A 13,228-nucleotide genomic window follows, 5' to 3' on the forward strand; every position below is an offset into this window, starting at 1 on the left:
TGGAGGCCGCAGGATGGCGCGACTGAACGGAAGGGGTCGCCCGCCGAGAGGCCAGGTCAGGCCGCGGGTGGGACGCGGTCGGCGAGGATCGCGACGCGGGAACCCGCGATGCGGGTCACGATGAGGGTCGCCGACTCCTCGCCCTTCAGCTTCAGACTCTGCCGGAGCGCCGCGGGGTCAACATCCACTCCCCGTTTCTTGATCTCGAGGATGCCGATACCGCGCTCCCTTAGCGCCCGCGCAAGCTTCTTCGTGTCGGCCGGCAGCACCTCGCGCACCCGGAAGGTCTGCACGAACTGACTCGTGACCGCCTCATCACCGGTGAGGTACGCGATCTTCTCCGCCAGCATCCCCGCCCGCAGCGACCGTGCAACCTGCCCGATCAGGCGGGCACGGATGACTGCCCCGTCGGGTTCATGGATGAACTGCCCGAGCTCACGCACCGGCTCGTCCTCGCTGTCTGCCGGCGCCGTCAGCTCGACAGCGTGCTGGCCGCGCAGGATAAGGGCCGACCGCGTTACGCCCTCGCGCGCGAGCTCCCCCGACCACAGCACGAGCTCGATCGTCGAGCCGTCGGCGCTGACCCACTGCGCCTCATATCCGTCGGGGATGCGGTCACGGTCGAGTCCGGGGCCGAGTTTCACGCCACCCGGCATCCGGTTGGTGAGCGCGAACACCCACTCGAGCGGCGGCGACCAGTCGTCGGTGCGTGCGCGTCCCGTCTCGCCAGCCTCGCGTCGCGCGGGGTCAAGCCAGACAGCCCCAACCCCGCTGAGGTCCTGGTCCTGGGCGAGGCCGTGGCGCACGGTGACGTCAGCACCGAATGGGGCGAGATTCACAGTGGCCAGGGCAGCGGCCACCTCGTCGGCATCGACCGCGTCCACACGGATGCCGAGACTTGCCAGCGCCAGCGCATCACCGCCGATGCCGCAGCCGAGGTCGGCGACGTGCTCGATTCCCGCGCGACGGAACCGCCCGGCGTGATGGGCTGCCACCGACAGGCGCGTCGCCTGCTCGAGACCGGCGCGGGTGAACAGCATCCGTGCCGCGAAGTCGCCGAACTTCGACCGTGCCCGCTCGCGCAGTCGAGCCTGCGTGACGACAGCCGACACCAGGTCGGGCGAGTGACCGGCGCCGCGCAGCCGCGAGACGGTGCGCGCTACCTCGTCGCTGGAGGAGACCGGGCCGAGGCTGTTCAGCAGGTCGAGTCCCGCCGGCGTCAGCAGCGCCCGCACCTCGGCGATGTCCATCCATCCACCCTAGGCGCGGGCGCTGCGCGCGGCATCCGTGTCAGCTGCAGCTACTCACGAGATCCCACGAGGATGCCGATACGCGCTGCAGACTCGTCACGGTGGCGTCGCCGAGACCGAGGTAGTCCTGGGTTCCGATCGCGTAGTACGGGTTGTAGGGGTTGACCCCATAGGAGGTGGCCCGCCCCGCGGCCTTGTGGGCGGCGTTGGTGGTGGTGACGCAGTCGCTCGGCGGGACCGTCGGCGTCGGCGTCGGCGTGACTGACGGTTCCGGAGTCGGCGTGGACGTCGGCGTTACCGTGGGCGTCGGTATGGGCGTCGGCTCGCCTGACCGATCGGCGCGGCGGTTGTTGTCGAAGAAGAACTCCGTCACGTACGCCGGGTAGTCGATGCTGTTCGCGCTGATGTACGAGCCGCCAGATCCCGCGCCGGCCGGCCAGTTGTGGCCGAGTCCGGTGTTCTGAATGACGGAGACGCGAGGCCCTTCGGCATCCGAGTACAGCGTGCCCGAGCCCGACGTGTTGGTGCCGGCAAGGCCCGACAGGCCGAAGCTCGAGGTCTGGTCGGCGTCGTAGATGTCGGCCATGATCTGACCGTTGAGCGTGTTGTACCCGGGCGCGACAGTCGAGTCATTGCTGCCGTAGACGACCGAGGTCAGCTGCGTGTCGAAAGCGCCGGATGCCGAGCCGGCGAAGCCCGTGCAGGTCGCTACTCCCTGGCTCTTCGAGACCGCGACCGAGGAGATCTGACCGGAGCTGGTTCCCACCGTCGGGCCGGCGTTGATGCCGATCCCGGCGAAGACGTCAGGCGCGAGGCATCCCATGACCATCGTCTGCCCGCCGCCCGACGAGAGCCCCGACACATACACCTGGTCGGCGTCGATACCGAGGCTCGTGCGAGCGGCGAGCGTCGAGGCTAGTGACAGCAGGTTGTCGTCGTGGCGCGACGGGGCGGTGCGCGAGTGGTTCGCGTCGTAGTAATCCCAGCAGCCGAGGATGACCCCTCCGTTCGGGGCATCCGGCAGCGCGACGACCATGCCGTACTCGTCAGCAGTCTGCGCCCAGTTCCCTACAGACTGCAGATCGGATGCCTTCTGTACGCATCCGTGGAGCGAGATCATCAGCGCGCGACCGGCCGGCAGGGCGGCAGCCGTCGTCGGCGTGTAGAGGCGCACCGACATCCCGGCGATTGTCTCGGTTGTCCAGGAGCCAGTGCCGCCCGTGGATCCGCCGCCGGAGCCGCCACCGCTGTTTGTGCATCCCGGCAGGGTCTCGAAGCCCGGAGGACAGGTGATTGCCTGGGCGGCGGGGGCTGCTGCGGCCAGGCCCGCCACCGCCAAACCGGCCGCCAGGAGCGCGCCGATTGCGCGCTTTCGGACACGAGAGATCATGCGTCATCCCTTCGTCGGCGCCCCGGCCATCGCCCCGGGCGCCATCGCACGGTCGTCCCGGTCGGAGCACGGGCATCCCTCGTCAGCGAGCGGATGCCGAGGTGCGTCATCGCACGGGACTCACGGTAACTGAAAGATGATTCATATACCAGGTTAAGTCGGCGCGCATGACAGGACTCTCATCGCTCGGGGTATGTGGGTGCGAGCGGCCGGGCCCGGATGGATCGAACTCGCGGCATCCGCATTGGCACTCGCGTTGCGTGAGTGCCAGAGCTTCAATACACTTGCGTTAGCACTCTCGGTGTGAGGTTGCTAACGAGTCTTGGTATCTCAAGGAAAGCAGAGGTAGACCCGTGTCGGTTTCCATCAAGCCGCTCGAGGACCGCATTGTCATCAAGCAGGTCGAGGCTGAGCAGACCACGTCCAGCGGTCTGGTCATCCCCGACACCGCGAAGGAGAAGCCCCAGGAGGGCGAGGTCATCGCGGTCGGTCCCGGCCGTATCGATGACAACGGCAACCGCGTTCCGCTCGACGTCGCCGTCGGTGACCGCGTCATCTACAGCAAGTACGGCGGGACCGAAGTGAAGTTCGGCGCTGACGAGTACCTGGTGCTCTCGGCCCGCGACGTGCTGGCGGTCGTCGTCCGCTGAGTCGACAACTCTTCGACGGGGCTCGGATGCTGCGGCATCCGGGCCCCGTCTCTTGTTGCGACGGGGACGCTCCCACGCGTCGCGGGGCATGGCAGGAATGTGTCGGGATTCGGCCGTCGAGCTCTGTCCCCGCTCGGCGGGCGCGCGCCGTGGTGTCGCCGGGGCGCCCTAGGCTGAGTGAGTGACGCGCGAATCGGTTCCGGGGGATGGGAGTTCCGTGCCCGCGACCGGTGACTTCCCGGCGTCCGGTGCCGCCGAGATCGCCGGGTCGGATGCCGCGCACCTGGCCCAGGAAGCGCCAGCAGAGGCCGCGCGCGAGCGGCTCATCGGCGGCGTCTTCGCGTTCTCGGCCTACTTCCTCTGGGGCTTCCTCCCGCTCTACTTCATCCTGCTGGCCCCGATCACGGGCTGGGAGCTGGTGGGATGGCGGATCCTGCTCTCCCTCGTCTTCTGTATCTTCCTGCTCACCGTCATGCGTGCGTGGCGGCCGTTCATCGCGATCGTGCGTCAGCCGCGCCTGCTCGGTTGGACGGCGCTGGCGGGGGCCGTCATTTACGTCAACTGGCAGGTGTTCATCCTCGCGACCCTCTCGGGTCACGTCATCGAGACGAGCCTCGGCTACTTCATCAACCCGATCGCCACGGTGCTGCTCGGTGTCATCGTGCTGCGCGAGCGGTTGCGTCTGACCCAGTGGATTGCGATCGCGATCGCCGGTGTCGCTGTGATCGTCACGATCGTCGGCTACAACTCGGTGCCGTGGGTAGCGCTGACGCTCGCGGCATCCTTCAGCATCTACGGCCTCATCAAGAAGCGCATCGGACCGTCGGTGGATGCCGTGAGCGGCCTCACCCTCGAGTCAGCGTGGCTCACACCGCTCGCGATCGTGCTGCTGGTTGTCACGTCTCTCACGAGCGGTCTCACCGCCGGCGCGTACGGGGTCTGGCATGTCGTGCTGGTGAGCCTCGCGGGCGCCGCGACGGCCGTGCCGCTACTGCTGTTCGCTGCCGGAGCTCGGCGGGTGCCGCTCACTGTCGTCGGACTGCTGCAGTTCATCGCGCCGATCATGCAGTTCATCACCGGGGCGTGGATCCTGGGTGAGCCGATGCCGCCCGAGCGATGGATCGGCTTCGGCCTCGTCTGGGTAGCGCTCGCCGTGCTGACCGTCGACTCGGTCGTGTTCGCGCAACGCGCCCGCGGGGTCAGCGACGTCGCTGAATACAGCTGACCCGACCGGCGCCAGCGAGCGTCAGCGCACGAAGCGGGCGATTGCTGCCGAGGCCTCGCGGATCTTCGCCTCGGCCTGCTCGTCGCCCTGCCGTGCGGCATCCACAACGCAGTGACGCAAGTGGTCCTCGAGAAGCCCGAGCGCGACAGACTCCAGCGCAGCCGTGGTCGCGCTGATCTGCGTGAGGATGTCGATGCAGTACTTCTCGTCCTCCACCATCGAACGGATGCCGCGGGCCTGCCCTTCGATGCGCTTCAGCCGGTTCAGGTATCGCTGCTTGTCACCGATGTACCCGTGATGGCCCGCCGGCTCGTGAGCACTGTGCTCGGCATCCGTCGCCTTGCCCTCGTACGGGGTGGTCTCGAGAGTGTCGCTCATCGCGGGCTCCGTTCGGTCGTTCTCGTGCGGGATCCGACGACAGCCGGATCGATGCTCTGGAAGCGACGCAGTCGCAGGCTGTTGCCGACGACGAAGACGCTGGATGCCGCCATTGCCGCCCCGGCGATCATCGGATTCAGGAGCCCCAGGGCGGCCAGTGGGATCGCCGCGACGTTGTAGGCGAACGCCCAGAAGAGGTTCCCACGGATCGTGCGCAGCGTCGCCCGCGACAGCCGGATGGCGTCGACGGCGCCGAGGAGGTCACCGCGCACGAGCGTCAGGTCGGACGCCTCGATGGCGGCGTCAGTTCCCGTGCCCATCGCGATGCCGAGGTCGGCCTGCGCGAGCGCTGCGGCGTCATTGACGCCATCGCCGACCATCGCCACGACCCGGCCGCTTGCCTGAAGGGCCTCGATCTGTGCGGCTTTCTCAGCAGGCAGCACACCGGCGATCACCTCGCGGATGCCGACCTCGTCGCCCACCCGACGCGCCACGGCCTCGTGGTCGCCGGTCAGCAGGATCGGCTCGAGTCCGAGCGCGCCAAGCTGGGCGACTGCCTCAGCGCTCGAGGGCTTCACCGAATCAGCGACGGTCAGGATGCCGCGAGCTTTTCCATCCCACGCGACGACGACTGCCGTCATCCCGGTTGCTCCGGCGCGCTCGACGGATGCCGTGATCTCGGCATCCGGGTACACCGACCACTCGGCCAGCAAGCCCAGCGATCCGACCGCGACGGCGTGGGCTTCGACCACCCCCGTCGCTCCCCGCCCCGGAACCGACGAAAACGACTCCACCTCGGGAAGCGGATCCCCTCCGGCACGGGCAGCCGCCGCGATCGCCTGGGCGATGGGGTGCTCGGATGCCGACTCCACCGCTCCAGCCAGGCGCAGCACCTCGGCGGCATCCTCGCCCGGAGACGGCACGACCTCGATGAGCGTCATCTGCCCCTCTGTGACGGTTCCTGTCTTGTCGAGCACGATGGTGTCGACGCGCCGACTGGACTCCAGAATCTGGGGACCCTTGATCAGGATGCCGAGCTGCGCGCCCCGACCACTCCCGACGAGGAGCGCTGTCGGTGTCGCGAGCCCCAGCGCGCACGGGCAGGCGATGATCAGCACAGCGATCGCCGCCGTCAGCGCCATCGCGGTGCCGCCGCCAAGGAGAAGCCAGGCAATGAGGGTTCCGATGGCGATCACGATCACGATGGGCACGAACACCCCGGCGACGCGGTCGGCGAGCCGTTGCACCTCGGCCTTGCCCGCCTGCGCCTGTTCGACCAGGCGCGCCATCTGCGCCAGCTGAGTCTGCTCGCCCACACGTGTGGCGCGCACCACGAGACGCCCTCCGACGTTGACCGTCGCGCCCACGACGATGTCGCCCTCGCTGACCTCAACCGGAACCGACTCGCCCGTGATCGTCGAGGTGTCCACGGCCGAGGTCCCCGACACGACCACCCCGTCTGTCGCGATGCGCTCGCCGGGACGCACGACGAACTCATCGCCGACACGAAGCTGAGCGACGGGAACCCGCACCTCCGCGCCACCGCGCAGCAGCGCGGCATCCTTCGCGCCGACCTCGAGCAGCGCGCGAACCGCCTGGCTTGCGCGCCGCTTCGCTCGCACCTCGAGGTAGCGGCCGAGCAGCAGGAACGTCGTCACTCCCGCGGCGACCTCGAGGTAGATCGTGTTTCCGGCCTCGCCGGGCTGCGCGATCCACGTGAAGCCGTGGGTCATGCCCGGCATCCCGGCGCCGCCGAAGAACAGGGCGTACAGCGACCACAGGTAGGCGGCCGAGACTCCCATCGAGATGAGGGTGTCCATCGTGACAGCGCCGTGGCGCAGATTGATCGCCGTGGCGCGGTGGAACGGCCACGCAGCCCACACGACGACGGGTGAGGCAAGCGCCAGCGATGCCCACTGCCAGTAGGTGAACTGCAGCGCGGGGATCATTGCGAGCAGGATCACCGGCACCGACAGCACCGCCGCCCCGATCAGGCGCTGGCGCAGCGAGGCGAGCTCGGGATCGGTCGCCGGCTCGTCGGTCTCGGGCACCGGCGGCGCGGGCACTGTGGCCGTGTACCCGGTGCGTTCGACCTCGGCGATGAGGGCTGCAGCATCGGCGCGCGACTCGTTCGCGTTCGCCGGGACGTCATCGATTCGGACGACGGCATTCTCGGTGGCGTAGTTGACGGATGCCGACACCCCCGGCATCCGGTTCAGTCGCTTCTCGATACGCGCGGCGCACGAGGCGCACGTCATCCCACCGATCTGAAGCTCGATCGGTGCTGAGCTGCCCCCGCCGGCAGGTGCGGCTGTCGTCACCGTCGCGCGGCCTGGTAGCCGGCCTCGTCGACGGCGGTCAGCACTGCAGTGTCGTCGAGGGTCTCGGCGGTGACCGTCAGGAGGCCGGTTGCAGCGCTGACCTCGACCGCGGATACGCCCGGGATTCGCGAGACCTCGTCGCGCACGGCGTGCTCGCAGTGGCCGCAGGTCATTCCGGTGACGACGTATTCGTGGTTTGTCATGGCGGGTTCCTCCCGTGAGAGTACGGCTATCTCGATACCCCTGAGGGGTATGCATCTCAACGATACGCCCATCCCCGGCATTCCCGCGCCGTCGATCGCGACGGATACCGGCGCCAGGTAACGATTTGACGGCGTTACACATCGTTAACGCACCGCAACACACGCGAGACCAGTCCGCGGATAGGTTATTGGCACTGTGCGGGCTCTTGACGGCCCGCATCCATTCACAGCAAGGAGCATCATGGGCGTCTTCACACGATCCCGCGCCGGCTCGATCCTCGGCGGTATCGCCGTGGTCGGTGTCAGCGCGGTCTTCCTGGCGGGTTGCGCCGGCGACTCCGGTGGCGGGAGCGGTACCACCGAGCCGAGCGAATCCCTCGACCTCAAGGTCGGCACGGCACTGCCTGTCACCGGTAACCTGGCCTTCCTCGGCCCGCCGGAGATCGCAGGTACCGAGTACGCCGCATCCGAGGTCAACGCCGCGAACGCCGGCGTGACCATCGAGATGATTCAGGGCGACTCGGGTGACACCGACAACAAGGCCTACGAGACCGAGATTCCGCGTCTGCTTGGCGAGGGTGTCTCCGCGATCATCGGTGCAGCCTCGTCGGGTACCTCGCTGCAGTTCATCGACCAGGTCGTCGGCGCCGGCGTCATCCAGTTCTCGCCAGCCAACACGTCGGCGGCGTTCACGACCTACGACGACAACGGCCTCTACTTCCGCACCGCACCCTCTGACACCCTGCAGGGTGAGGTGCTCGGAAACCTGATCGCCGAGTCGGGCGCGCAGACGCTCGGCATGATCGTCCTCAACGACTCGTACGGCACGGGACTTGCGAGCTTCGTCAAGGACGCGTTCGAGGCCGCAGGCGGCACGGTCGTCGCGGAGCCCACCTACAACACGGGTGACACGAACTTCTCGGCCCAGGTCTCGGAGGTCGTCGCCGCCAACCCCGACGCGATCGCCCTGATCACGTTCGAAGAGGTCAAGACGATCCTCCCCGAGCTGTTCGCCGCAGGCGTGCCCGCCGACAAGCTGTACTTCGTCGACGGCAACCTCTCGCAGTTCGGCAGCAACGGCATCGATGTGGGCGGTTCGCTCGAGGGCGCCAAGGGAACGCTTCCCGGCCTCTCGATCGATACGATCACCGACTTCACCGACTCGCTGAACACGTTCTGGGTCGACGAGGGCAACGAGGAGCTGACCGAGTTCAGCTACGCCGCTGAGTCGTACGACGCCGTCATCCTGCTCGCGCTCGCTTCGCTTGCCGCCGGCTCGACCGATGGTGCAGCGATCGCCGAGAAGCTCATCGAGGTCTCGGGTGGGTCTGGCGACGGCACGAAGTGCACCACGTTCGCCGAGTGCGCCGAGATCATCAACGGCGGCGGTGTCGCTGACTACGACGGTATCTCCGGTCCGATCACGTTCGACGACGTGGGCGACCCGACCGAGGCGTCGATCGGCATCTACCAGTACACGGCAGACAACGACTACGTCGCCTACCAGTAAGCCTCACGGCTAGCGAGCGGGGCTCCGACCTTCGGGTCGGGGCCCCGCTTCCGTGTGTGCGGCATTCGCCGCGGTCAGCATCCGTGCGACCTGGCGAGAAGCGCGCCGAACCCACAGCATCCGTGCCGAACCCACAGGTTTCGTGGGTCAGAAGGTGTGGGGTCGCCTACGAAGGTGTGGTTCGCGCCGCGGCGCGGGTCAGGCGCCGAGGGTGCCGAGGTAGAGGCCGATGACCTTGGGGTCGTTCAGCAGCTCACGGCCGGTGCCGGTGTAGGCGTCCTTACCCTGATCGAGCACATAGCCCCGATCGCAGATCTGCAGGCACCGGCGGGCGTTCTGCTCGACCATGATCGTCGTCACGCCAGCCTTGTTGATCTCGCTCACGCGCAGGAACGCGTCGTCCTGGCGCGCGGGGGACAGGCCCGCCGACGGCTCGTCGAGCAGGATGACGGCGGGATCCATCATGAGCGCACGGCTCATCGCGACCATCTGGCGCTCACCGCCCGAGAGCGATCCGGCGCGCTGGTTCAGGCGCTTGCCGAGCTCGGCGAAGATGCCCGTCACGAACTCCAGTCGCTCGCTGTAGAGCTTGGGGCGCTGGAAGAGGCCCATCTGCAGGTTCTCGGCGATGGTGAGGCTCGGGAAGACGTTGTTGGTCTGCGGAACGAATCCGACGCCCTTCGCGACGAGCTTGTTCGCCTTGAGTCCCGTGATCTTCTCGCCGTTGAGCGAGATGTCACCCTGGCGCACCTTCACCTGGCCGAAGATCGCCTTGAGCAGCGTCGACTTGCCGGCGCCGTTGGGGCCGATGATGCCGATGAGCTCACCGTCCCAGGCGGTCAGGGTCGCGCCGTTGAGGATGTTGACTCCGGGCAGGTACCCGGCGTGAACCTCGTCGACCAGAACGACCGGGGTGCCCTCGCGGACGGGGGGACGCTCGTCGGTGGCTGCTGCGTCGGTCATGAATTCTCCGTCCCGGTGCTCTCGCCCGACTCAGGTGTCTTGGTGGGGCTGGCATCCGACTCGTGGTGGAGGGTCTTCTCGATCACCTCGTCGAACTCCTGCACCTCCTGCTGCAGTTCGATAGCCGCGGTGTTCAGCTCACCGGGTACGCGGCCCGTGACAACTCCCAGGTCGACATCCTGGTGCGACCCGAGGTAGGCATCGATCACCGCCGGGTTCTGCATGACTGTGTCGGGCGGCCCCTCGGCGACGATCTTGCCCTCGGCCATCACAACGACCCAGTCGGCGATGTGGCGCACCATGTGCATGTCGTGCTCGACGAACAGCACCGTCATACCCTCATCCTTCAGATCGAGGATGTGGTCAAGCAGCGACTGGGTGAGGGCCGGGTTGACGCCTGCCATCGGCTCATCGAGCATCACGAACTGCGGCGAGCTCATGAGCGCGCGCGCCATCTCGAGGAGCTTGCGCTGGCCACCCGAGAGGCTCGCCGCGAAGTCGGACTCCTTCGCATCGAGCTTGAACTTCTTCAGGAGCACGCGGGCGCGCTCTTCGATCTCGGCATCCTGCTTTCGCCACAGGAACGGGAACAGCGACGCAAAGAAGCTCTCGCCCCGCTGCTGCGTTGCGCCAAGCTTCATGTTCTCAAGCACCGTCAGAAGGCCCAGGGCCTTGGTCAGCTGGAACGTGCGCACCGCGCCCATCCGCGACACCTTGAACGCCGGCACTCCCGCGAGCGCGGTGCCGTCGAAGGTCCACGACCCCTCGTCGGGCTTGTCGAAGCCGGTGAGCAGGTTGAAGAACGTCGTCTTGCCGGCGCCGTTCGGGCCGATGAGGGCGGTGATCGCATTTCGCGGGATCTCGAGGTGCTCGACATCCACGGCAGTCAGGCCGCCGAACGTGCGCTTCACGCCATCGGCGACGATGATCGGGTCGACCTTCGCGACACCCGGGCGGATCTCGCCCTCATGAAGGCCTGTCGTCTTGGGACGCGCTACCGGCGCGAGCGGCTCATCGGACAAAGCTCAACTCCTTCTTGTTCCCGAGGATCCCCTGCGGGCGGAAGATGATCAGCAGCATGAGCGCGACCCCGATCAGGACGAAGACCGACTGCTGTGCCTGCTCGCGCGACAGGAAGGGCAACAGCCCGGCATCCACCAGCGCGGGAAGGAGGTTGGAGAGGAACGCTCGCACGACCCAGAACAGCACGGCGCCGAGCACCGGGCCGAAGATGGTCGCGGCCCCACCCAGCAGCAGCGCTGTCCAGATGAAGAACGTCTGCGAGGTCACGTAGACATTGGGGTTGACGTTCGTCCCCATTGCGGTGACGATGCCGCCGGCGGCGATGATGACGCCACCGATGACGAGTGCCTGCATCTTGAACGAGAACACGTTCTTGCCGAGCGACCGCACGGCATCCTCGTCTTCACGGATGCCCTTGATGACGCGTCCCCAGGGGCTGCGCATCAGCGACCAGGTGAACAGGACGGCTACCGCGGTCAATGCCAGGCCGATGATGATGACCCACCACTGGTCGCTCGTGTAGGTCCACGGGCCGAAGCCGTAGGTGCCCTGCGGCAGGGGGTTTGCCGCGCGGAACTCGGCCTGGAAGCCGAACAGGCCGTCGGCGGAACCGGTGACGTCCTTGTAGGCGGTCGAAAGGAACAGCAGTCGCACGACCTCAGCTGCGGCGATCGTCACGATCGCGAGGTAGTCGCCGCGAAGCCGCAGCGTCGGGATGCCGAGAATCAGTGCGAACACGGCTGCGAGCACGAAGCCGACGAGCGCTGCCGCCCACCATGGCAGCCCGAACGTGAGGATCGAGATCGCGAAGCCGTAGGCTCCGACAGCCATGAAGCCGGCGACGCCCATGTTCAGCAGGCCCGCGAACCCGAAGTGGATCGACAGGCCAATAGCCGCCAGTGCGAAGCCGAGGGTGGTTGGGCTGAGGATCTGGCTCAGCGTGTTGCTCAGAATTTGACCGAAGTCCATCGTCGTACCCCCTTCAGCCCACTCGCTCTTTTCGACCCAGGATGCCCTGTGGCCGGAAGAGGAGGATCAGAATCAGGACGACGAGCGCCCCCACGTACTTGAGATCGTCGGGGACCCCGAACAGGCTCGTTGTCTCGACGAGGATGCCGACGATGAGGGATCCGACCAGGGCGCCGAGTGCGGTGCCGAGGCCGCCGAGGACAACCGCGGCGAACAGCAGCAGCAGGATGCTCGAGCCCATGTCCCACTTGATGCCGGGGCGGAAGTAGGCCCAGAGGACGCCGGAGAGCCCGGCGAGAGAGGCAGCCAGGATCCAGACGATCCGCACGATCGCGTCCACGTCGATTCCGGATGCCGCCGCCAGCGACGGGTTGTCGGACACCGCGCGCGTCGCGCGCCCGATCCGGCTGCGCGTGAGCCACAGGGCGAAGAGGATGATCACGACGACTGAGATGACCATGCTGAGCAGGTCCATCCAGGTCAGCACGATCGACCCCGGCAGCGGGATGACTCCGGATAGCGGATTGGGGAGCTGCAGGGTGCCGCCGCCGACGAACATCTGGAAGATGTAGCGCAGGGCCAGCGAGAGCCCGATCGACACGATCATGAGCTGCACGACGCCGAGGCCCTTTCGGCGCAGGGGGCGCCAGAGCCCGGCATCCATCGCGTATCCGAATGCTCCTGACACGATCACCGCCAGCGGGACTGCCACGAGCAACGGCAGACTCAAGCCCGTGGCGAACAGCAACGCCATGAGTGCGCCGAAGGTGACCATCTCGCCGTGGGCAAAGTTCGAGATCCCGGTCGTGCCGTAGACGAGCGACAGGCCGATGGCCGCCAGCGCGAGCATCAACCCGAAGTTCACGCCGTTGACCAGGCGCTCCACCAACTGGTCGATGAAGCTCGTCGTGTTCCGTTCGCCTTCGCCGATGAAGAAGTTCGTGGTGACACGGCCACCCGGTCCGACCGTGACCTCGCGGACATTGGGTGAGGTGTCTTCGCCGGTCTCGTCGATGACGGCGATGCCCTCGGGGAGCGTCTCCTCGTTGAGTGTGACGGTGTAATCGGCGTTGCGTTCGGGTACCCCGACCGACCACTGCCCGCTGGCGTCGGTTTCGACGGTCTGTTCGCCACCGGGGCCGTCTACCGTCAGCTCGACGCCCTCGAGCGGCTCACCCTCGAGCTGCACGTTGCCGCTGATGCGGTAGGGATCGTCCTCGGCCGCGTGTGCCGCGGTCGGCAGGGCGAGAAGGCCCATGATGGTCAGCGCCAACGCGAGAAACGCGCCGAGGCGATTCCGCGTCGTCCTGGCTCGGGCATTCGGATGTGGCACTCAGACCTCCCGG

At 67.3% G+C, this 13,228-nt stretch carries 12 protein-coding genes; 3 read left to right on the forward strand and 9 right to left on the reverse strand.

Annotation, left to right across the window (positions count from 1 at the left end; genetic code table 11):
- Positions 1 to 56: 56 nt before the first annotated feature.
- Both AADH62_RS00085 and AADH62_RS00090 read right to left on the reverse strand, forming a co-directional pair.
- The gene (locus tag AADH62_RS00085; RefSeq protein WP_341577718.1) at positions 57 to 1,250 is read right to left on the reverse strand and encodes a THUMP-like domain-containing protein; all 1,194 of its coding nucleotides are present in this window, start codon (positions 1,248 to 1,250) and stop codon (positions 57 to 59) included.
- A gap of 40 nt (positions 1,251 to 1,290) precedes the next feature.
- Positions 1,291 to 2,640 carry an extracellular catalytic domain type 1 short-chain-length polyhydroxyalkanoate depolymerase gene (locus AADH62_RS00090; protein ID WP_341577720.1) on the reverse strand — a complete coding sequence of 450 codons (1,350 nt, stop codon included), beginning with the start codon at positions 2,638 to 2,640 and terminating at the stop codon, positions 1,291 to 1,293.
- A gap of 353 nt (positions 2,641 to 2,993) precedes the next feature.
- Here AADH62_RS00090 and groES point away from each other — a divergent pair, with 353 nt between their 5' ends.
- Together groES and rarD are read left to right on the forward strand one after the other, a co-directional pair.
- Positions 2,994 to 3,290, forward strand: a complete 297-nt coding sequence (gene groES / locus AADH62_RS00095; RefSeq protein ID WP_341577724.1) for a co-chaperone GroES — start codon at positions 2,994 to 2,996, stop codon at positions 3,288 to 3,290.
- A 259-nt stretch (positions 3,291 to 3,549) separates the two neighbouring features.
- Positions 3,550 to 4,515 (forward strand): EamA family transporter RarD, encoded by a 966-nt coding sequence (gene rarD, locus AADH62_RS00100; RefSeq protein ID WP_425355632.1) that lies wholly within the window; start codon positions 3,550 to 3,552, stop codon positions 4,513 to 4,515.
- Between the two features lie 21 nt (positions 4,516 to 4,536).
- Here rarD and AADH62_RS00105 read toward each other — a convergent pair whose 3' ends face one another.
- From AADH62_RS00105 to AADH62_RS00115, 3 genes are read right to left on the reverse strand one after another with little or no spacing between them, the layout of a single operon-like run.
- Positions 4,537 to 4,893 carry a metal-sensitive transcriptional regulator gene (locus AADH62_RS00105; RefSeq protein ID WP_341577725.1) on the reverse strand — a complete coding sequence of 119 codons (357 nt, stop codon included), beginning with the start codon at positions 4,891 to 4,893 and terminating at the stop codon, positions 4,537 to 4,539.
- Positions 4,890 to 7,214 (reverse strand): heavy metal translocating P-type ATPase, encoded by a 2,325-nt coding sequence (locus AADH62_RS00110; protein WP_341577727.1) that lies wholly within the window; start codon positions 7,212 to 7,214, stop codon positions 4,890 to 4,892. Before AADH62_RS00110 ends, AADH62_RS00105 begins: the two co-directional genes overlap by 4 nt.
- Complete coding sequence (locus tag AADH62_RS00115; protein WP_292726827.1) at positions 7,211 to 7,417, reverse strand: heavy-metal-associated domain-containing protein; 207 nt, start codon at positions 7,415 to 7,417, stop codon at positions 7,211 to 7,213. The genes AADH62_RS00110 and AADH62_RS00115 overlap by 4 nt, the downstream gene beginning before the upstream one ends.
- 241 nt (positions 7,418 to 7,658) lie before the next feature.
- On the opposite strand from AADH62_RS00115, the gene AADH62_RS00120 reads away from it, so the two are divergent.
- Positions 7,659 to 8,927 (forward strand): ABC transporter substrate-binding protein, encoded by a 1,269-nt coding sequence (locus tag AADH62_RS00120; protein ID WP_341577728.1) that lies wholly within the window; start codon positions 7,659 to 7,661, stop codon positions 8,925 to 8,927.
- 198 nt (positions 8,928 to 9,125) lie between these two features.
- Here the strand turns inward: AADH62_RS00120 and AADH62_RS00125 are convergent, their stop codons facing one another.
- Genes AADH62_RS00125 through AADH62_RS00140 form a run of 4 tightly spaced genes read right to left on the reverse strand, consistent with a single transcriptional unit; the run spans position 9,126 to position 13,140 of the window.
- Complete coding sequence (locus AADH62_RS00125) at positions 9,126 to 9,890, reverse strand: ABC transporter ATP-binding protein (RefSeq protein ID WP_341577729.1); 765 nt, start codon at positions 9,888 to 9,890, stop codon at positions 9,126 to 9,128.
- Entirely contained in the window at positions 9,887 to 10,912 is a 1,026-nt protein-coding gene (locus AADH62_RS00130) for an ABC transporter ATP-binding protein (protein WP_341577730.1), read from the reverse strand. Before AADH62_RS00130 ends, AADH62_RS00125 begins: the two co-directional genes overlap by 4 nt.
- The gene (locus tag AADH62_RS00135; protein ID WP_292709866.1) at positions 10,902 to 11,882 is read right to left on the reverse strand and encodes a branched-chain amino acid ABC transporter permease; all 981 of its coding nucleotides are present in this window, start codon (positions 11,880 to 11,882) and stop codon (positions 10,902 to 10,904) included. Before AADH62_RS00135 ends, AADH62_RS00130 begins: the two co-directional genes overlap by 11 nt.
- Positions 11,883 to 11,895: 13 nt before the next feature.
- Positions 11,896 to 13,140, reverse strand: coding sequence for a branched-chain amino acid ABC transporter permease (locus AADH62_RS00140; protein ID WP_341577731.1), 1,245 nt, complete (start codon positions 13,138 to 13,140; stop codon positions 11,896 to 11,898).
- Between the last annotated feature and the right edge of the window lie 88 nt (positions 13,141 to 13,228).

Origin of the sequence: Microbacterium schleiferi (assembly GCF_038150145.1) — a bacterium.
Classification (GTDB): Bacteria; Actinomycetota; Actinomycetes; order Actinomycetales; family Microbacteriaceae; genus Microbacterium; species Microbacterium schleiferi_B.

Coding starts and splice junctions, on each gene's coding strand:
- AADH62_RS00085 (WP_341577718.1), bottom strand. CDS start 1,250: ATGGACATCGCCGAGGTGCGGGCGCTGCTGACGCCGGCGGGACTCGAC.
- AADH62_RS00090 (WP_341577720.1), bottom strand. CDS start 2,640: ATGATCTCTCGTGTCCGAAAGCGCGCAATCGGCGCGCTCCTGGCGGCC.
- AADH62_RS00105 (WP_341577725.1), bottom strand. CDS start 4,893: ATGAGCGACACTCTCGAGACCACCCCGTACGAGGGCAAGGCGACGGAT.
- AADH62_RS00115 (WP_292726827.1), bottom strand. CDS start 7,417: ATGACAAACCACGAATACGTCGTCACCGGAATGACCTGCGGCCACTGC.
- AADH62_RS00120 (WP_341577728.1), top strand. CDS start 7,659: ATGGGCGTCTTCACACGATCCCGCGCCGGCTCGATCCTCGGCGGTATC.
- AADH62_RS00125 (WP_341577729.1), bottom strand. CDS start 9,890: ATGACCGACGCAGCAGCCACCGACGAGCGTCCCCCCGTCCGCGAGGGC.
- AADH62_RS00135 (WP_292709866.1), bottom strand. CDS start 11,882: ATGGACTTCGGTCAAATTCTGAGCAACACGCTGAGCCAGATCCTCAGC.
- AADH62_RS00140 (WP_341577731.1), bottom strand. CDS start 13,140: ATGGGCCTTCTCGCCCTGCCGACCGCGGCACACGCGGCCGAGGACGAT.